The organism is Pseudomonas sp. KH_050 (assembly GCF_057838875.1).
Window position 1 is genome coordinate 4215133 of record NZ_CM174478.1, and the last position, 17978, is coordinate 4233110.

Annotated in this window: 19 protein-coding genes and 1 pseudogene; 13 read left to right on the top strand and 7 right to left on the bottom strand. The window is 57.9% G+C overall.

The window, feature by feature from the left end:
• Positions 1-9: 9 nt before the first annotated feature.
• Entirely contained in the window at positions 10-2373 is a 2364-nt protein-coding gene (locus tag AC3IUA_RS19185; protein ID WP_489356316.1) for a DNA polymerase II, read from the bottom strand.
• Positions 2374-2533: 160 nt separating this feature from the next.
• Positions 2534-3070 (bottom strand): DUF4174 domain-containing protein, encoded by a 537-nt coding sequence (locus tag AC3IUA_RS19190; protein WP_489356317.1) that lies wholly within the window; start codon positions 3068-3070, stop codon positions 2534-2536.
• Between the two features lie 524 nt (positions 3071-3594).
• Between AC3IUA_RS19190 and AC3IUA_RS19195 the strand changes: the two genes are divergently transcribed.
• Positions 3595-3789, top strand: a complete 195-nt coding sequence (locus AC3IUA_RS19195; RefSeq protein ID WP_489356319.1) for a hypothetical protein — start codon at positions 3595-3597, stop codon at positions 3787-3789.
• Between the two features lie 78 nt (positions 3790-3867).
• Here AC3IUA_RS19195 and AC3IUA_RS19200 read toward each other — a convergent pair whose 3' ends face one another.
• Positions 3868-4176 carry a panthothenate synthetase gene (locus tag AC3IUA_RS19200; protein ID WP_489356321.1) on the bottom strand — a complete coding sequence of 103 codons (309 nt, stop codon included), beginning with the start codon at positions 4174-4176 and terminating at the stop codon, positions 3868-3870.
• A 235-nt stretch (positions 4177-4411) separates the two neighbouring features.
• On the opposite strand from AC3IUA_RS19200, the gene AC3IUA_RS19205 reads away from it, so the two are divergent.
• From AC3IUA_RS19205 to AC3IUA_RS19235, 7 genes are all read left to right on the top strand, one after another.
• Positions 4412-4858 carry a cupin domain-containing protein gene (locus AC3IUA_RS19205; protein WP_489356323.1) on the top strand — a complete coding sequence of 149 codons (447 nt, stop codon included), beginning with the start codon at positions 4412-4414 and terminating at the stop codon, positions 4856-4858.
• A gap of 284 nt (positions 4859-5142) precedes the next feature.
• Complete coding sequence (locus tag AC3IUA_RS19210; RefSeq protein WP_489356324.1) at positions 5143-5382, top strand: hypothetical protein; 240 nt, start codon at positions 5143-5145, stop codon at positions 5380-5382.
• Positions 5383-5544: 162 nt separating this feature from the next.
• The gene (locus AC3IUA_RS19215; protein ID WP_489356326.1) at positions 5545-5808 is read left to right on the top strand and encodes a hypothetical protein; all 264 of its coding nucleotides are present in this window, start codon (positions 5545-5547) and stop codon (positions 5806-5808) included.
• Positions 5809-5948: 140 nt separating this feature from the next.
• A complete protein-coding gene (locus AC3IUA_RS19220) occupies positions 5949-6194 on the top strand; it encodes a hypothetical protein (protein WP_489356328.1) in 246 nt (81 codons plus the stop codon).
• Positions 6195-6347: 153 nt separating this feature from the next.
• On the top strand, positions 6348-8021 hold the full coding sequence (locus tag AC3IUA_RS19225) for a hypothetical protein (RefSeq protein WP_489356330.1): 1674 nt from the start codon (positions 6348-6350) through the stop codon (positions 8019-8021).
• 684 nt (positions 8022-8705) lie between these two features.
• Positions 8706-9638, top strand: a complete 933-nt coding sequence (locus tag AC3IUA_RS19230) for a universal stress protein (protein ID WP_489356332.1) — start codon at positions 8706-8708, stop codon at positions 9636-9638.
• A gap of 63 nt (positions 9639-9701) precedes the next feature.
• Positions 9702-10103, top strand: coding sequence for a hypothetical protein (locus tag AC3IUA_RS19235; protein ID WP_489356334.1), 402 nt, complete (start codon positions 9702-9704; stop codon positions 10101-10103).
• Positions 10104-10121: 18 nt separating this feature from the next.
• Here the strand turns inward: AC3IUA_RS19235 and thpR are convergent, their stop codons facing one another.
• Positions 10122-10667 (bottom strand): RNA 2',3'-cyclic phosphodiesterase, encoded by a 546-nt coding sequence (gene thpR / locus AC3IUA_RS19240; RefSeq protein ID WP_489356336.1) that lies wholly within the window; start codon positions 10665-10667, stop codon positions 10122-10124.
• 194 nt (positions 10668-10861) lie between these two features.
• Here thpR and AC3IUA_RS19245 point away from each other — a divergent pair, with 194 nt between their 5' ends.
• Entirely contained in the window at positions 10862-11179 is a 318-nt protein-coding gene (locus tag AC3IUA_RS19245; protein WP_489356337.1) for a DUF2388 domain-containing protein, read from the top strand.
• A gap of 136 nt (positions 11180-11315) precedes the next feature.
• Here AC3IUA_RS19245 and ampC read toward each other — a convergent pair whose 3' ends face one another.
• Complete coding sequence (gene ampC, locus AC3IUA_RS19250; protein ID WP_489356339.1) at positions 11316-12476, bottom strand: class C beta-lactamase; 1161 nt, start codon at positions 12474-12476, stop codon at positions 11316-11318.
• 210 nt (positions 12477-12686) lie between these two features.
• On the opposite strand from ampC, the gene AC3IUA_RS19255 reads away from it, so the two are divergent.
• The 4 genes and pseudogenes from AC3IUA_RS19255 (at position 12687) to AC3IUA_RS19270 (ending at position 16853) form a co-directional block, all read left to right on the top strand.
• Positions 12687-12938 (top strand): sigma factor, encoded by a 252-nt coding sequence (locus tag AC3IUA_RS19255; RefSeq protein WP_489356340.1) that lies wholly within the window; start codon positions 12687-12689, stop codon positions 12936-12938.
• Positions 12902-14331, top strand: a pseudogene (locus AC3IUA_RS19260) (TonB-dependent siderophore receptor); the annotation flags it as partial. The gene AC3IUA_RS19255 and the pseudogene AC3IUA_RS19260, both read left to right, overlap by 37 nt.
• A gap of 1337 nt (positions 14332-15668) precedes the next feature.
• Positions 15669-16007, top strand: a complete 339-nt coding sequence (locus tag AC3IUA_RS19265; protein ID WP_489356342.1) for a hypothetical protein — start codon at positions 15669-15671, stop codon at positions 16005-16007.
• A gap of 285 nt (positions 16008-16292) precedes the next feature.
• Positions 16293-16853, top strand: coding sequence for a magnesium transporter (locus tag AC3IUA_RS19270; protein WP_489356344.1), 561 nt, complete (start codon positions 16293-16295; stop codon positions 16851-16853).
• 31 nt (positions 16854-16884) lie between these two features.
• Here the strand turns inward: AC3IUA_RS19270 and AC3IUA_RS19275 are convergent, their stop codons facing one another.
• Together AC3IUA_RS19275 and AC3IUA_RS19280 are read right to left on the bottom strand one after the other, a co-directional pair.
• Complete coding sequence (locus AC3IUA_RS19275; RefSeq protein ID WP_489362406.1) at positions 16885-17202, bottom strand: cytochrome C oxidase subunit IV family protein; 318 nt, start codon at positions 17200-17202, stop codon at positions 16885-16887.
• A gap of 60 nt (positions 17203-17262) precedes the next feature.
• On the bottom strand, positions 17263-17976 hold the full coding sequence (locus AC3IUA_RS19280; RefSeq protein ID WP_489356346.1) for a heme-copper oxidase subunit III family protein: 714 nt from the start codon (positions 17974-17976) through the stop codon (positions 17263-17265).
• Positions 17977-17978: the final 2 nt, after the last annotated feature.

Consider the following 17978-nt stretch of genomic DNA (forward strand, 5'->3'; position numbering starts at 1 on the left):
TGTATGCCGTCAGAACAAACCGAGCTGCCCGCCGATCAATGTGCTGAAATCGTCGTTGACGAATGGCAGGATGGCATCTGCCACCGGCTGCAACTGGCGCGTGACGTAGTGGTCGTAGTCGATCGGCGCACGCAGGGTTTCCAGCGGTTCCGGCCCCGCGAGGGTAATGACATAGCTGATCCAGCCACCATTCTGGTACTGCCGTGGCCGCCCCTGCTGGTCGTTGTATTCGTCGGCGATGCGCGCCGCGCGCGCATGCGGCGGCACATTGCGTTGATAGTCTCCCAGTTGGCGACGCAGGCGCTTGCGATAAATCAGCAACTCATCGAGTTCGCCGGCCAGGGTGCGCCGCACATAGTCGCGCACATACTCCTGGTACGGTTGCCGGTTGAAGATCCGCAGGTAGAGTTCCTGCTGGAACCGGCGGGCCAGCGGCGACCAGTCGCTGCGCACCGTCTCCAGGCCTTTGTAGACCATTTCATGACTACCGTCAGGACGCGTGACCAGGCCGGCGTAGCGCTTCTTGCTGCCCTCCTCGGCGCCGCGAATGGTCGGCATCAGGAAGCGCCGGAAGTGGGTTTCGAACTGCAGTTCAAGCACGCTTTGCAGACCGAACTCTCGGTGCAGATAGTCCTTCCACCACTGGTTGACGTGCTGCACCAGCGCCTTGCCGATACGCGCTGCATCCTCCTCCGAATGGGCGCGTCCCAGCCAGACGAAGGTCGAGTCGGTGTCACCGTAAATCACCGCATGCCCCTGGGCCTCGATCAGCTCGCGGGTCCTGCGCATGATTTCGTGGCCACGCAAGGTGATCGACGACGCCAGGCGCGGGTCGAAGAAGCGACAGCCACTGGAACCCAGGACCCCGTAGAAAGCGTTCATGATGATCTTCAGCGCCTGTGACAGCGGCCCGTTCTGTTCGCGCTTGGCCACTTCCCGGCCCTCGGAAACCCGGGCGACGATCGCCGGCAGGCAGTGTCGGGTCCGCGAGAAACGCGCTCCGCGAAAACCCGCCACCGACTCGCTGTCATCGGGATGACGCAGGCCCTCCACCAGCCCCACCGGATCGATCAGGAAGGTGCGAATGATCGACGGGTACAGACTCTTGTAGTCGAGCACCAGCACCGACTCGTACAAACCCGGTCGCGAATCCATGACAAAGCCGCCAGGACTGGCCTCAGGCATGCGTTCACCAAGGTTCGGCGCGACAAACCCCTGGCGATGCATCAGCGGGATGTAGAGGTGCGTGAAGGCCGCGACCGAACCGCCGCTGCGGTCGACCGGCTGACCGGTCACCGTGGCGCGTTCCAGCAAGAACGTCAGCAACTGCGTCTTGGCGAAGATCCGCGTCACCAGCTCGCAGTCCTTGAGGTTGTAACGGGCCAGCGCCGGCTTGTCCTCGGCGAACATGCGGTTGATTTCGTCCATGCGTTGGTACGGGTTGTCGATGGATTTACCTTCGCCAAGCAATGTCTGCGAAACATGTTCGAGGCTGAACGAAGCAAAGCTCCAGGTCGCCGAGCGCAGCGCTTCGATGCCGTCGATGATCAACCGCCCCGCTGCGGCCGCGAAGAAGTGATTGTTGCGCGAACCGTGCTCGCGCCACTGCATCTCCTCGCCACCGCGCCCCAAGCGCAACGGCACCGCCAGGCGTCGGGCATGCTCGTGCAACACTCGCAGGTCGAACTGCACCAGGTTCCAGCCAATGATCGCGTCGGGATCATGACGGGCGAACCACTCGTTCAACTTCTTCAGCAACAGCGTGCGGGAGTCACAGTACTCAAGCTGGAAATCGAGCCCGGCATCGTCGCCATTTGGAGACCCGAGCATGTACACCTGACGCTCGCCACAGCCCTCGAGCGCGATGGAGTACAGCTCGCCCTGGGCGGTGGTTTCGATGTCGAGGGAGACCAGTTTCAGTGGGGGGCGGTAGCCCGGCGCCGGTTTCATCTGCGCGTCCAGCAGCGTGCCGCTGCTGTCCGGCGTACCACTGAAGGCCACCGGCGCGGTAATGAAACGTTCCATCATGTAGCGTTCCGGCGGGCGGATATCGGCTTCGTAGACATCTACGCCGACATTGCGCAGTTGCTTGTCGAGATGCATCAACTGGCGGTGTTGCTGGCAGTACAGACCCAGCACCGGGCGATGGTGGAAGTCGCACAGGTCCAATGGACGAAGTTCGACGTCGCGCTCGCCGCGCAATTGCACCTCGGCCTGCTCGCGTTGCTCGGCGGCAATAAAGGCCACCGAAGGCTGATAAGGCAGGCGGATAAACCGCGGGCCCTCGTCGGTCGCCAGCCAGAACTCGACCAGCGTACCCTCCGGCGTATCGCGCCAGTGTCGGGTCAGGACGAAACCCTGCTGTAAATCCACCACTGCAACCTCAAGAACCTGCCTTTCAGCGGACGATTCTACGCGTCATCGTCGGCGATAGCGCGCGCCAGCAACAGTGGGAAGGTTTGATCGCATGGCCGGTTGTTCCAGATTGTCGACAGATCCGTCGACCCACTGGCCACACCTGGGCAACGGCCTGTCAATCGTCCAACGGTTTTGGGGGCTTCATCGGCTTGGCTTTGGCTGGCTTGCCGGCGGCACCCGGCTTGACCTCGGGCTCTGGTGGAGGAGGTATCACGTACTCTTTTTCCGACGCGGGCAGCTGGTCGATCGTGCTGAAGATCTCCTTGGCATCGACGAGGTCGGGGCGTTCGATCTTCTTCTCGCCGTCCTTGCCCACCAGGATTATCTTGGTTCTGGCACTACTGGCACCCAGCTTGAGCTCACGGATCAGGGCCATGGTGGTCTGCGGCTCCAGATCCTTGCCATCGCGCTGGCCGATGGTATTGATCACGGTGTAGAGCACCATATTGCGTTCGGTAAAGGCCTTGCGGTTGGCGGGCTCATCCAGGGATTTTTTCAGGCTGACCAGCGTCGGGTCCACGGTACTGGGAGCGATGATGACCAGCGGACGAAACTTCCCGCGGTCCCGGGCCAGCGGACCATCGCTGTCGGCAGCCAGCAACGGGCCGGCAGCGGCGAGCAGGCTGACGAGGATCAGTGAGCGGATGAGCATGCGCATCTCCTTTTCATATCCCTGCAGTAGTGATTGAGCGTTCGGCCCGCGTAACTTCAAGCTCAAGACTGCAGGGTAGTGCCCTGAAGCTTAGGCCAGCGCACAGGTACTCGCAAAGCAGCGATGGGTTGCGCATGACATTGCTCGATGTGCCGCGAAGATCAAAAGATCGCAGCCTGCGGCAGCTCCTACGGGGGGAGATGTGTACCCACAATATTGCAGGTGTACAGGGTCGGCGAGCTGGCGAAGCCTGCGATCTTTTTGGCGGCCGCCACAATCGTCAAGATAAAAAGATCGCAGCCTGCAGACACCCACCACATTGCAGGCACACACGGTCGGCGTAGGAGCTGGCGAAGCCTGCGATCTGTTGGCGGTTTCGAAGAGTGCCCGAAGCAAGATCAAAAGATCGCAGCCTGCGGCAGCTCCTACGCGGAATTGCGGATGCCCTGCCGACCGGACAATTTTCTGGTGCCTCCTGGCATGCACGTTATAGTTGAGTGGATTCGAATTAACGGGAGGCTGGTATGCGCCAAATCGTTAACAAAGAGCCATGGTGGGCTGCGCCGCCAAAACCGGGTCAGGATGAGTCTGAACTGGAGTGGGGTTGGCTACTGACATACAACGAAGGAGAGCCGCGGTTTGAGTTCGTCAAAGAGCGGCCCTCGGACCATGAAATCCGTAACCGCAAAAGCTGCCGGATCGCGCCTGCGTCGGAGTAATCTGCGCCAGCTTTCGTTCAGGAACCGAGATCAGTGGGGTGGATTGGAGTCCTGCCCTCCCCCCCCACTGACTGCGCCTCACGCCCATTTTTTCCCGAGTGCATCCAGGCCGGCCTCTTGCAGATCCTCGAGGCTCATCGCCAGACGGAACTTGCAGCTGGCCTCGAAGGTTAGAAAAAACGGTTCCGCAAAAGCAGGGATCTCGGATGAGTGTTGCACGTTGATCAGGAAGATCCCGCTGCGCAAACCCTCCTGCTCGGTAAAATACGCAGCCTCCGGATTGACGCTTTCCAGGATACGCCCAATGAGTTCACCGACCTTGCCCTCTCTGGCGTAAGAGTTGAAGGGCTCTTGAGGGAACTCGACCATCAGTAGCATCTTCATCATTCAATTCTCTTTTCAACTTGCTGCCCTGGAGCCAGAGCTTGCCCCTGGCTCTCTCGCCGCCTGACAGGCATTCAATAGTCCCGACGGCCCCTTAAATTAAGAGTAGCGAAGCGTGGGCTGGTACTGATGCGGGGTTACCGGCGGTCATCAACCATGGCGACTTCAGTGGATTCACGGCAGCCGTTCGGCAAGTGAATATACTGGTGGGTGCGGATTCATCCACCGGAGAGCAATCATGCGAACGGTTCATATTATCGAAGCGGATAAAACACCCGCGCCTGTCAATGTAGTGGGAGAGGCGATCACTATTCTCGCCGGCGGAGATATCACTAAACCCTTCGAAGTGCATATCCAGGAAGGTGTGCAAGGTGGCGGGCCTCTACCGCACTTTCATCCTTGGGACGAGGCGTTCTATGTGATGGATGGACAGGTCGAGGTCACCGTAGAAGGCAAGTCCACCACCGTGGCAGCCGGTGGTTATGTGCATATCCCGGCTGGCACCGTCCATGCCTACAAGAACATAAGCGCCAGCGCAAAAATTCTCGGCGTGGTCTCTGATCCCAGAGGAGGCAAGTTTTTTGCGGCCGTGGATCAACTCAAAGTGCCGGAAGATCTACCTCGCATACTTGAGATAGCCAAGCAGTTCGATCTGGTGTTCTTGCCGCCGGCGACTCCCGAATAGGTTATCGCCATTCATCAATACCTGCCCAATGCTATTGCTTTGAGGATAAAGAAGTAGAGCAAGTAGCGCACTTGTTCGCCTAACAGGAACGCCAGTACCAAAAACCGCTCATCGCCAGTGGTAGGCAAAATGGTTCAACTTAGTACAAACTGATCTGACGCCATAGGCCGTTACCATCAGGATCAATAACCATACGCCGAACCAGAACTTCGTTCGGCGTCATGACTTGAAGAATGCCAGGAGAGTATTTCCACCTTCAAGTCCTGCCAGAAAGGAATGTCGCTATGACCACAACAAAAACAGAAAAAGTGCACTACTCTGCATGGCCGGAATCCGTCAATCCCAGCAGTCAGCTATTCTTTGAAGCCGATCAGCTCAGTGAAGCAGCCTATGCGCTCTTGAGTCATCAACCTGTTTCGACTCAGTCCCTTCATGAGTTCTCGGAACTCAAAAGGCGCGCGGACAACAAGTACATCGAAGCCCGCCGCAATTGGCTCGACAGCAAAGACCAGCTCAAACGGTAAGCGTATTCAGCTGGCAAGCCGGTGACGGAGCCTTGCTGTAGAGCATGCTCATGAAATCGGTGGTGGTGAACTCAATCGCTGTCCGCCCAGGTTGTCCGACAAGCACAGCCAAGAGCGGATCAGGCGCAATAATAAGAACAGGTCAATAACAAGGGTGCAGCAATGAATGGAACGAGCATTTCCAATCAAACCACAGCATGTCTAAACCTGGCACTAGAACGCAACAAACAGCTTTTCAGCGAAGCCCATAACTTGAGCTGCGCCGCCCTTGATCTTCTCGATCGGCCCTACATGGATGCGGAAGTGTTCATGCAGTACCAGGAGCGCAGACAGCATGCCGATCTTAAATACCATGAAGCCATCGAACACCTGCGATCGATCATGACCGAGTATGACGCGCCGCCATCCTCGAAAGAGATAGGTTGACCACGCAGCAACCGTTGATTTCGTCTGAGTGCTAACGGAAAAATTCAGTACCAGGCCTTTGAGTCGGGCAACCCACCAAAGGCCTTCACTCCCAATGCTCAACCTTCATCTACGCTCTGATAATTTATCGGAGAGCGAACATGGCACTGCTCGAGATTCATGAAAGGTTCGCCCTGTTAACGGGCACCTCCTGGATCATGGCGTGCGTGAATAGCTGTCGCTTGCAACAGAATGCCATCGAGGCGCAGATAAGGTATCTGGAATCCTTGGGGGAGGCCTCGCTGGAAAGACAGCAAATCCTCGAGAAGGAAATGATATTCAGATTCGAGAAATCCCACGCTTATTGGGAGCGCATGTGGAGCGATCTTGAAGCGTGTCAGCAGTAATTTGACCTATACGGCTTCTGAAAAATTCTGCAACGAATGAAATCCGCGCCTGTCGATGTGTCCGCTAAAATTAATCCGCTGCACTCTGCCAACCCCGAAAGGGGTCCAGGCTCGTCTATCCAGACTCCATGTTCCTGGAGAGAGGATACGTCCATGCGTGACTATTACGATCTGGGCACCTACAGCCGTCCAGTGACCACGAGTTCGTCGCAGGCCCAGCTCTGGTTCGACCGTGGTTTACTCTGGTGCTACGGCTACAACCACGAAGAGTCCATACGTTGTTTCCGCAAGGCTGTCGAACATGACAGTGGTTGCGCGATGGCCTATTGGGGAATCGCCCATGCGTGCGGTTCGAATTACAACAAGCGCTGGGACGCCTTTGCCGAGCAGGAATTGAGAGAGGCTGTGGCCGAGGCACGCCGGGCCACGCAAGCGGCACTGGAGCGTATCGACGGCGCAACGCCGGTGGAGCAGGCGCTGATCCAGGCGCTGGAGCAACGTTACCAGGCAGACCAGGCGCAGAACATTGATCAGCTTTGCACCTGGAACGATGCCTACTCGGCTTCCATGCGCAGTGTCTACGCCGCCTTCCCCGACGATCTTGATGTCAGTGCGCTGTTTGCCGAAGCGCTGATCAACCGCACGCCCTGGCTGTTATGGGACCTCAAGAGCGGCGCTCCGGCGCAGGGCGCGGATACCCTTGAAGCGGTGGCGGTGCTGGAACAGGCGCTGCGGATGATCGACCAGCGCGGGGATGCGCCGCACCCCGGCGTTCTGCACATGTATATCCATACCATGGAAATGTCACCCTGGCCGGAACGCGCGTTGCGGGCCTGCGATGCACTGCGCGACCTGGTGCCGGACGCAGGACACTTGCGCCATATGCCGTCGCATATCGATGTGCTCTGCGGCGATTACCATGCCGGAATGGTCAGCAATAGCCAGGCGATCCTCGCCGACCGCAAATACCTGGAACGCGAAGGCCCGATCAATTTCTACACGCTCTATAGAAGCCACAGCTATCACTTCAAGCTCTATTCGGCGACGTTTCTCGGCCAGTACCGCCCTGCCCTGGAAGCCGCCAATGAACTGATTGCGACTATTCCCGAAGAACTGCTGCGCGTGACTCAGCCGCCGATGGCTGACTGGGTGGAAGGTTTCGTGCCGATGAAGATGCACGTGCTGGTACGGTTTGGCAGATGGCAGGAAATTCTTGCCGAGCCACTGCCCGACGACCCGCAGTTGTACTGTGTGACCACGGCAATGCTGCACTACGCCAAAGGCGTGGCGTACGCCGCTCAAGCGCAGATAGCCGCCGCAGAAGCCGAGCAACAACGCCTGCGTGAAGCAATGGCCTGCGTGCCGCAGACGCGGTACATCTTCAACAACACCTGCACGGATATCCTGGCGATTGCCGCGGCCATGCTGCAGGGGGAAATCGAGTACCGCAAGGGCAACCACGACAGCGCCTTTGCCCACCTGCGCCACGCGCTGGAACTGGACGACAACCTGCCCTATGACGAACCGTGGGGATGGATGCAACCGGTCCGGCATGCATTGGGTGCGCTGCTCCTGGAGCAAGGCCGGGTAGAAGAAGCCGAACAGGTTTATCGGGCCGATCTGGGACTCGACAACACACTCAGTCGGGCGTCCCGGCACCCGGACAATGTGTGGAGTCTGCACGGCTACGTGGAGTGTCTGCACCGGTTGGGCAAGCATGCCGAAGCAGCGGCCGCACAAGCCCGTCTCGACCTGGCCATGGCTCGGGCCGATGTGCAGATCAATGCGTCGTGTTTTTGCCGGGTTGGGGATGACTGCTGCAGGTGATGCCAGTCAGCGGTGGAACAACTTCATAAGATCAAATGAGGTTCACCCAAGGTTTGCTTAGTTATAAATCTACTAACTAAGCCGACAAACTGCCTGAACTTCCAGCCGAATAACCCTCATACTAATCCGATGAGTTGAGCGAGCAACAACGCTCGCCGGAGAGCAACTCGAATCCTGTCCCAGGATGGGGGTATTGACTTGGGCGTGGCATTTACCCAAGCGGATAAGTGCAGGCAACCGAGGCATTGAAGGCGGCAGATACTCATGCACTTCTTTTGCCAGCAGCGTAACCCATAAGAAGCAAGAAACAAGAAACAAGAAGTAACGCAAATACTCCGGCACCCAGTGTACCGCCCGCGTTACAACGCTACGTTTTCAATGTAGTTGTTTTCAATGTAGATGCAAGCAACAAAAGCGCCAGCGCCGGGGAGTCAACTTGCGCCGTTGCAGGAGCGATCAGCAGCAGTTTCGTGGTTATCAATACCCGCTCGATTCAAGTGTCAACAATCGGACTGAGCGGGCAGGATTCGATTTTAGCTGTCGCGTGCATGATGTCGGCAAGTGAACTTGCGGCTAACAGGCGGGCGAGGGTTGACCCTAACGCGTCCAACCCGCTCGAAGGGTATAGGCAAGAATGCCCGTATCGCCCGCATGAAAACTGTACTTATGCACAGGAAGACACTCATGCACACCATTCGCAACACGTTGGTGGTGGTGGATGCTCAGCAGTCAAAGGATCTGATCCTGAACAGAGCCAAGATGATTGCCAACGCCACCCAGTCGCACCTGCATCTACTGGCCTGCGACAAGGGGAAACACCACGGCGCCTACCTGAACGACATTCAAGGCAGCCTGGAACAGGAGGGTTATAGCGTCAGTGCCCAACAGGCCTGGCATGGGAGTTCACACAAGACCATCATCGCCACCCAACAGACGGAGGGCTGCGGCCTGGTGATCAAGCAGCACCTGCCCGACAATCCCCTGCTGAAGGGTTTTCTCACCCCCGAGGACTGGAAGCTGCTGCGCTACTGCCCCAGCCCGGTGCTGATAGTAAAAACCGCCAGGCCCTGGACCGGAGGCAACATTCTCGCCGCCGTCGATGCCGGCAACAGTGACGTGGAGCACCGCGTCCTGCATTCCGGCATCGTCAGCCATGGCTACGACATTGCCAAACTGGCCGGCGGCACTCTACACATGATGAGCGCCCACCCCTATCCCCTGCTCTCGGCAGCCAACCCCTTACTCCAACTCAAGGAGAGTATTCAGGCTCACTATCGCGACCTGTGCAGGACCTTCCAGGCCGAATTCAATATCAGCGACGATCGCCTGCATATCGAGGAAGGCTCGGCCGATATGCTGATCCCGTACATCGCGCACAAGCTCGAGGCTGCACTCACGGTGATCGGCAGCGTGGCTCGCACCGGACTGTCAGGCGCATTGATCGGCAACACCGCCGAGATGATTCTGGACACCCTGGAAAGCGACGTACTGGTGCTCAAACCGGATGACATCATCACCCACCTGGAGGAGCTGGCCGCCCCGGCGCCGAGCTCATCGGGCGACGCCGCACATGCCTCCTGGCCGTATCACCATCACAACCATCGACCCCATACATAGGAATAAATCACCACTACAAACCCAATGGGCAAAGGCGATCCTGATTGACTATGATTGGAGCCCATGACGCCCACTTTGCAGATCCGACAACCCTGTCCACCCGGCGCCTGCATTTGCGGGCGCGAACTGCTGCTGGAAACTCCCGCCGCCGATCTGCGCATCCTGAGCCTGACCCGCCAGGAGGAAAAACGCCTGCTCGACCGACTGGAAAATCTTCAGAGCCTGACCGACCTCGAGCATCTGCAACGGCGGATGTACGAGCAGTTGGGCATCCGCCTGGAAATCGCCCCAAGCTTCAACGAAGTACGAACCATGCGCGGCATCCGTATTCACATCGACGAACTGAGCGGACTCTGTCGCAAAACCCGCCAGTCGATCCCGGCAGCGATTCGCCGCGGCCTGGAGAAGCGTCCGGACATTGTCTACAGCCTGCTCAACGCCCATGACCTGTTGCGCGATGCCTGAGGCGCCGCGCCCCCCCGTCTATGAAACCAGCGGCCATTCAGCCAATGGCCGATAGCGGCCTTTATGCGACTCGAACAGGGTGAAGTGTCTGGCCCTCAGGTGAAAGTCTGGTGGCGTCGTGGATTCAGGGACAGGAGCTCGATAGTCGCGCATCAAGGTCAAGTGCGGGCGAAACTCCCTCGGGGCGTCGACAAATCCAAGGGGTAGCAACGCCTGTTGCAAGGCATAGACCAGCTGGCGCAATTCCAGTGGCTCCTGCGCTGGAACGAGTAGCAAAACGCCGGCTCGGCGCCATACATCCAGACGGTCGAGCGTTACAGTCAACTGCTCGCCTGAGGTTCGAACGCCTGCCGCGGCAGCGCAAATGCCCGGAAGCTGCGTCACGGTGACCGATCCCAGAAACATCAGGGTCAAATGAAAATTGTCCGCTGGCACCGGGCGTCCGCTACTGAGTCCAAGAGCGCTGCGCCATTGGGCGATGGCCCGGCGTTGCGCAGAGGCGCAGGGCAAGGCGAAAAACAAACGCTTGAACGGTTCGCCCTGCTCACGAGGCTCATAACCCATTTCTGCACCTCCCGTTGGCGTCAGTGCGGCGAGCGCATTGCCATGCGGTAGTGGTCGCTCAATCGCACTGTATTGCGACGACCGTTTTTTTCAACCCTCGGCTTTGTACCGCCGACAGGGAACTACTGGCTCCCCCCAGGCATCCTAAATATAGGGTACATCCTTTAGGCTTCACGCTTTCTGAGGACACCGTCATGCGCCGCACACTTCTCGTCTCTTCACTATTGCTCTGCCTGCCTTTTGGTTCGGTCATGGCCGACGTGGATGCGAAAGATGTTGCCACCTCGGCAGGGATTTCTGCATCGCTGTACTCAACCTTCAAGGACGACAAACTCGCGATTCCTGCTCGCGATGACGCGTCCAGCTTCATTGCCAGTGGAGGCACGATTCGCGGCGTCTACCTGGAGTCCGTGTTGAACCGGATTCGGCAGGAAAATCCAGGCCTCAACGCCAGCGACGAAGAGCTGGCCAAGGCGATCCTCATTCAATCCGGGCTACCTGCTGGTCGCTAGAAGTTGAAGTCCTCCAGGCTGGCCGGTGAAATTCGGCTGACAGGTGCCTTGTAACCAGGGGCTGAGTGGCGTCGGTTGAAAGTGTAGCAATCCACCAGGCTACTTTCCGACCCCACCAGTCCCCTGCTGACAAACATCAATCCAGATGACTGAGAATCTGATGCGCCAGACGAACCCGAGCCTCGTTGGGATAATTCTTGTTCGCCAGTATCACAATCCCGAGCTGCTTCGCCGGAATGAAGGCGACGTAGGCTCCAAAGCCGTTGGTTGAGCCGGTTTTGTTGATCCAGACCGCCTGTTGCGCAGGCAGCGGCGGGATCAGCTCGGTGGCGGGCTGAGTCTCGTAAGCCATTTTGTTGGAGTTGCCTTCCAGTAACGACTCCAACTTCACCGGGTAGCTGTACTGCTCCCAGATCAGGTCCTGGGTCATCGGCCCGACGTTGAAGTAACCGATATGGGTATCGGCAATCGCGCGCTTGAGCCTGGCGTCTGTCTCGACGAGATTCAGATTGGCCTCGACGAAGCGAATCAGGTCTTCGGTGCTGGTTTTCACCCCATAAGCTTCGGCTCCGAGTATTCCGGGGTTCAGCCTGACCGGCGCGTCCTGTTTGTTATAGCCCTGCGCATAGAGCGCCATCTTGCTCGCGGGGACATTCAGGTAGCTGCCGCGCATGCCGAGTTCCGGAAAGAGCCGGGTCTCCATCGCTGCCTCGAAGGGCAAGTTCATGCTCCTGGCCGCAATCATCCCAAGCAAGCCGATACTCGGGTTGGCGTAGGTCCGATGAGTGCCCGGGGCGTATTGCGGCTGCCAGGCGTTGAAGTAGTCCATCAACTGCTGGTTGTTTTGCACCGCATCAGGGACCTGCAACGGAAAACCTCCCGCCGTATGAGTGCCCAGGTTGATCAGCGTCACCTTATCCAGTTGGCTGCCCTGCAGTTGCGGCAAGTACTTGCCGGGATGGTCAGTGAGCGAGAGTTGGTCGTTAGCCTGAGCGTAAGTGGCCAGGGTGGCGGTGAACGTCTTGCTGATCGAGCCGATCTCGAACAAGGTTTCGCGGCTGACGTTCTGACCGGTTTCTTTGGAGGCCACCCCGTAGTTGTAGAATTTCTGTTGGCCATTGACGGTCACCGCGATGGCCAGGCCGGGAATGCCCTGCTGCTGCATCACCGACCGGGCGGCGCCCTGCACCAGCTTGTCGGTATCCGATTGTTGCGTACTCGCAGCGGCGAAGGTGCCGGAGAAGACCGTGCAGGCAAGGAAGATAAACGGAGCGCAGAGCTGTCCATTCGGGCGCATTTCGGCCGTCCTTTGGAGATTTTTGTCGGGAGCGGAAGTTACCACGTAATGGCGTTTCTTCAGAACCAGGCCACTTCACCGGCGACTCCCCTTCAAGATGACATCCCCAGCCACTACCCGCGCAGCTGAACGCTTGCCAGTCGCCACCATGACGCATATGATAACCATTATCATTACCAGCCGTTCACCCTTTCATTTCGTGCGAACTCCATGCCTTCGACCTCTCCAGCAAGCCCTTCCGGTCTCGCGGCCTTGTACCGCGAGCAACATTCCTGGCTGCAGCGTTGGTTAAGAGGTCGGCTGGACTGCTCGCAGAGTGCCGCGGACCTCGCGCAGGATGTTTTCGTCCGCCTGCTGATCAAAGCGGAACACATCGAGGTTCGGGCGCCGCGAAGCTTTCTGGTGACGATCGCGCAAAGTGTGCTCGCTATTGCAGCGGCTTCGATGTGTCGGGTCCATTGACCGAAAGCGGCAACGTGCGCGGCCGGCTGGTCGCCGACTACAAAACCGAAAGCGCCTGGCTCGACCGTTACAAATCCCGGTCGCAGCTGCTCTATGGCATCAGCGAATTCTACCTGAGCGAAATAACGATCACGAGCAGACCAGCTACTTCACCTCCATCGAGCAACAGCTGGGCAACGGCTGGAGCGGCAAGATCGAGTACACCCACTCTGAAAACAAATTCGATGAGGTTTTCACTTACCTCAACGGCACCCTGCAAGCCGATGGCAGCGGCACCAGCCTGCTGCCGGTGCGTTTCTCCGGCGTCCCGCGCCAGGACAACCTGGACCTGTACCTGACCGGGCCCTTCAGCCTGTTCGGTCGCGAGCATGAGCTGATCGGTGGCCTGACCCTGTCCAAATACAAGGAGAGCGTCCCCAGCTATGGCAGCTGGCTGTATGACTATTTCGCCTCGCCAGACGGCGCGATCGACAATCTGTTCGACTATGACGGCAACAATCCAAAACCTGATTTCCCGGTCTCCGGCAAATCCTCGATCGATGAAACCCAATACGCCGCCTACCTCACCGGGCGCTTTCACCTGAGCGACGACTTGAGCCTGATCCTCGGTGGCCGGCTGGTCGACTGGAAACGCGACACCGAGGACCGCCCCGACGTCGGCGACTCCATCCAGACCCAATCGAAAGAGAGCGGCGTGTTCATCCCCTACACCGGTGTGGTCTATGACCTGACCGACGTCTGGTCGGTCTATGCCAGCTACACCAGCATCTTCAATCCCCAGGCGTCCTGGGTGCGCGACGAAAACAACAAGCCGCTGGACCCGATGGAAGGCAAGGGTTACGAGGTGGGTATCAAAGGCAGCCACCTGCAGGGCCAGCTGAACTCCAGCCTGGCGCTGTTCAAACTCGAACAGGACAACCTCGCCATCTGGCAGGCCGACTTCCCCGGCAGCAACGTCTACAAGGCCGAGCAGGACACCACCTCCAAGGGCGTCGAATTCGAGCTCAACGGGGAACTGGCCGAAGGCTGGCAGGCCAGCGCCGGCTACGCCTACACCTTCACCACTGATGCCCACGACGAGCGGATCAATACTGTCCTGCCCCGGCACAGCCTCAAGACCTTCACCACCTACCGCTTGCCAGGGCCGCTGGAGAAACTGAGCATTGGCGGCGGAGTGAACTGGCAAAGCAAAGTCGGCAGCGACCTACACACCTTCACCCAAGGCAGCTATGCGATTACTAACCTGATGGCACGCTACGAGATCAGCAGAAACCTCAGCGCCTCGGTGAACCTGAACAACGCCTTCGACCGCGAGTACTACAGCTATGCTGGCTATTACGGCAACTACGGCGCTCCGCGGAACGTCATGACCAGCTTCAAATACAACTTCTGACGGTCGGCGGGAAACACGCGGAACTTCGGATCGACAGCGCAGATCACTTCGACCCGGGTGCACCCGGTCGGCGTAGGAGCTGGCGCAGCCTGCGATCTTTTGGCGGTTCTGGAGAGTGCCCGAAGCAAGATCAAAAGATCGCAGCCTGCGGCAGCTCCTACCCGGGGGTTGGGTGAATCCGTGAAATTCGGGCTGTCGAGGAATGGCGTTAACCGGAGAGTGCGGGTCTACCCGGTCGGCGTAGGAGCTGGCGCAGCCTGCGATCTTTTGGCGGTTCTGGAGAGTGCCCGAAGCAAGATCAACAGATCGCAGCCTGCGGCAGCTCCTACCCGGGGGTTGGGTGAATCCGTGAAATTCGGGCTGTCGAGGAATGGCGTTAACCGGAGAGTGCAGGTGTACCCGGTCGGCGTAGGAGCTGGCGCAGCCTGCGATCTTTTGGCGGTTCTGGAGAGTGCCGAAAATCAAGATCAACAGATCGCAGCCTGCGGCAGCTCCTACCGGGGGTTGGGTGAATCCGTGAAATTCGGGCTGTCGAGGAATGGCGTTAACCGGAGAGTGCGGGTGTACCCGGTCGGCGTAGGCGCTGGCGCAGCCTGCGATCTTTTGGCGGTTCTGGAGAGTGCCGAAAATCAAGATCAACAGATCGCAGCCTGCGGCAGCTCCTACCCGGGGGTTGGGTGAATCCGTGAAATTCGGGCTGTCGAGGAATGGCGTTAACCGGAGAGTGCGGGTCTACCCGGTCGGCGTAGGAGCTGGCGCAGCCTGCGATCTTTTGGCGGTTCTGGAGAGTGCCGAAAATCAAGATCAACAGATCGCAGCCTGCGGCAGCTCCTACCCGGGGGATTGGGTGAATCCGTGAAAATCGGGCTGTCGAGGAATGGCGTTAACCGGAGAGCGCGGGTCTACCCGGTCGGCGTAGGAGCTGGCGCAGCCTGCGATCTTTTGGCGGTTCTGGAGAGTGCCGAAAATCAAGATCAACAGATCGCAGCCTGCGGCAGCTCCTACCCGGGGGTTGGGTGAATCCGTGAAATTCGGGCTGTCGAGGAATGGCGTTAACCGGAGAGTGCGGGTCTATCCGGTCGGCGTAGGAGCTGGCGCAGCCTGCGATCTTTTGGCGGTTCTGGAGAGTGCCCGAAGCAAGATCAACAGATCGCAGCCTGCGGCAGCTCCTACCGGGGGTTGGGTGAATCCGTGAAATTCGGGGTGCGTGCAGTGGTAAACGCCTATTGCTGTATCGATTTCCCGTGCGGCACTGACCAGTCAATTGAACATTCGGGTCTAAAATTGAATAGACGCTGGTGTTACAGCGTCCAACAGTCCACATCAGAGGTTTCGCCATGAGTGCCCTGACGATCGAAGGCTGGTGCAAACCCAGCGGTGCGCAAAAGTCCACCCCAGTGGGCGAGATCCATTTTTTCGTCGATGGCGACGTCCATCTGCGTCTTGAGCAGGCCGAAGAATACCTGGAAAAAACCCACGACTCTGAAGTCATGGTCGATGTCAATATGGATACGCTGGAGTTGATCCTGCCAGAGGGATACGGCCCCCTGTCCGACTGCCAGTTTCGCGTCTATTTGCACGAAGACCGCGGCCATTTCCATCTGGTTGGCCACCAAGAGAGTGATGGCAGCCTGATCTATACCAACGCGGTTCTGGTTGCTCAATTGCTCGATTAAGTTCGCCGTTACTCGGTCGTTTGGCCGATTTCAGGGCCTGCTTCCGGCCTCGTTGGGCGAATTTCCTGATGGCGCTGCGATGCAGAATGGGTCGAGGCGCGCCAGGCCTGATGCTGTTTTTCAGAACTTGACATTGACTGCCCTGCATGCCATGGAATGCTATACTTCTCTCGGATAGCATGAAGCGTGCAACGTTCCCCACGGGTACAGATACCGACGGTAAATCTCGGTTATGGCTGCAGGACAGAGGAGGTCTACAGCAAACACGAGATGGGAGGTGGTGGCATGAATCGACACTATTACATCAGTGACAATCTCGACGATCTTGAAACCGTTGAAAATGAACTGGAAGCCAACGGCATCAACTCCGAACAAATTCATGTGCTCAGTGAAGAAGTTGCTGATGTTGAAGAACATCACCTCCACGAGGTCAACTCGTTAATGAAGCAAGATGCTGTTCACTCTGGCGAGATTGGTGCGGTGGTCGGTGTGCCACTCGCGGCGCTGGTCCTTGGCGGCGCCTGGTGGCTGGGTTGGACCGAATCCGCCGCAGGCTGGATGCCTTTTATCTTCCTGGCCATTGTTATATTTGGCTTCTGCATCTGGGAAGGCGGCTTTTTTGGGTTCCAGGTGCCGAACGCTCATTTTCGAAGTTTTAAACAGGTGGTAGATGAGGGCAAACATATCTTCTTCGTCGATGTTGAGCCGGATCAGGAATCGGTATTGGACCGGGTAATCGAACATCATCCAATGCTCAAGATCGCCGGCACGGGAACGGCAGCCCCCCACTGGACAGTAGCCTGGCAGCACAAATGGCATCAGTTCAAGCGAGTGATATCGGGTTAGCCCCTGGAGGCCAAGGCCTTCCGGAAGTTGCTTATTGGCCGAAGAAAATGACCCGGCTGAGGAAAACATAGTCCGCCTCGGAGGCCATCAGTCCGACGAGCACCAGTAAACACAAAGGTGGCATCAATATGGCGTAGACCAGGGCCAACCGTTCCCAGGCCATATGCATGAAGATGGAGACAATCAAACCTGCCTTCAACAACATGAACGTGATAATCAGGGACCACCTGAGGTAGCCCTGGAAGTGAAAATAGTCGACAAGATATGACATCGTGCTAAGGACGAATAACAGTCCCCAGATTTTAAGGTACAAACTAATTGGATGTTGCTGACCCTGGGCATGCGCCATCATCAGTGCTCCTCTTCAGAACCTGTTCACGATTTACTGTGCTCGGCCATGCTGCGTTACCTACCATAAATAGAAGAAAGCAAAAATAAACACCCATACCAAGTCCACGAAGTGCCAGTAAAGCCCGGCTATCTCGACGATCTGATAGTTTCCGGAGCGCTCATAATCTCCCCGCAATACTTTCAGCGCGACAATGCTGAGGTAGATGACGCCGATTGACACATGCAGTCCGTGAAAACCGGTAATCATGAAAAAGCTGGCACCAAATTGCGCCGCCCCCATGGGGTTCCCCCAGGGACGCACCCCTTCTGCAATGAGCTTGCTCCATTCAAAGGCCTGCATGCCGACGAAGGTCGCACCCAGGGCTGCGGTCGCCAGCATCAGGGCAGTGGTTTTTGCGCGATCACGGCGATAGGCGAAATTGACTGCCATGGCCATGGTGCCGCTGCTACTGATCAGCACAAAGGTCATGATGGCGATCAGAATAAGTGGGATTTCTCTGCCGCCGATCGTCAATGCGAACACTTCACTGGGGTTCGGCCAAGGGACGGTGATGGTCATGCGTACCGACATGTAGCCGATTAAAAAACAGGTGAATATAAACGTATCGCTGAGCAGGAATATCCACATCATCGCCTTGCCCCAAGGGACCTGCTTGAAGGCCTCTCTATCCGAGGCCCAGTCGCTGGCGATGCCCTGCCATCCCGGTGCAGGCGGCAAGCTGGGTGGATTGGATGAACCGGAGTCGCCTGGGGCTGGTGGGTGCGATTCCATGG

Excerpts from the sequence above, each read along its gene's own strand:
- AC3IUA_RS19190 (WP_489356317.1), bottom strand. The coding sequence starts at position 3,070 with ATGCTCATCCGCTCACTGATCCTCGTCAGCCTGCTCGCCGCTGCCGGC.
- thpR (WP_489356336.1), bottom strand. The coding sequence starts at position 10,667 with ATGGGTTATGAGCCTCGTGAGCAGGGCGAACCGTTCAAGCGTTTGTTT.
- ampC (WP_489356339.1), bottom strand. The coding sequence starts at position 12,476 with ATGCGCCCGAATGGACAGCTCTGCGCTCCGTTTATCTTCCTTGCCTGC.
- AC3IUA_RS19230 (WP_489356332.1), top strand. The coding sequence starts at position 8,706 with ATGCACACCATTCGCAACACGTTGGTGGTGGTGGATGCTCAGCAGTCA.
- AC3IUA_RS19210 (WP_489356324.1), top strand. The coding sequence starts at position 5,143 with ATGACCACAACAAAAACAGAAAAAGTGCACTACTCTGCATGGCCGGAA.
- AC3IUA_RS19220 (WP_489356328.1), top strand. The coding sequence starts at position 5,949 with ATGGCACTGCTCGAGATTCATGAAAGGTTCGCCCTGTTAACGGGCACC.
- AC3IUA_RS19265 (WP_489356342.1), top strand. The coding sequence starts at position 15,669 with ATGAGTGCCCTGACGATCGAAGGCTGGTGCAAACCCAGCGGTGCGCAA.
- AC3IUA_RS19195 (WP_489356319.1), top strand. The coding sequence starts at position 3,595 with ATGCGCCAAATCGTTAACAAAGAGCCATGGTGGGCTGCGCCGCCAAAA.
- AC3IUA_RS19200 (WP_489356321.1), bottom strand. The coding sequence starts at position 4,176 with ATGATGAAGATGCTACTGATGGTCGAGTTCCCTCAAGAGCCCTTCAAC.
- AC3IUA_RS19245 (WP_489356337.1), top strand. The coding sequence starts at position 10,862 with ATGCGCCGCACACTTCTCGTCTCTTCACTATTGCTCTGCCTGCCTTTT.
- AC3IUA_RS19235 (WP_489356334.1), top strand. The coding sequence starts at position 9,702 with ATGACGCCCACTTTGCAGATCCGACAACCCTGTCCACCCGGCGCCTGC.
- AC3IUA_RS19255 (WP_489356340.1), top strand. The coding sequence starts at position 12,687 with ATGCCTTCGACCTCTCCAGCAAGCCCTTCCGGTCTCGCGGCCTTGTAC.
- AC3IUA_RS19205 (WP_489356323.1), top strand. The coding sequence starts at position 4,412 with ATGCGAACGGTTCATATTATCGAAGCGGATAAAACACCCGCGCCTGTC.
- AC3IUA_RS19275 (WP_489362406.1), bottom strand. The coding sequence starts at position 17,202 with ATGGCGCATGCCCAGGGTCAGCAACATCCAATTAGTTTGTACCTTAAA.
- AC3IUA_RS19215 (WP_489356326.1), top strand. The coding sequence starts at position 5,545 with ATGAATGGAACGAGCATTTCCAATCAAACCACAGCATGTCTAAACCTG.
- AC3IUA_RS19270 (WP_489356344.1), top strand. The coding sequence starts at position 16,293 with ATGAATCGACACTATTACATCAGTGACAATCTCGACGATCTTGAAACC.
- AC3IUA_RS19280 (WP_489356346.1), bottom strand. The coding sequence starts at position 17,976 with ATGGAATCGCACCCACCAGCCCCAGGCGACTCCGGTTCATCCAATCCA.
- AC3IUA_RS19225 (WP_489356330.1), top strand. The coding sequence starts at position 6,348 with ATGCGTGACTATTACGATCTGGGCACCTACAGCCGTCCAGTGACCACG.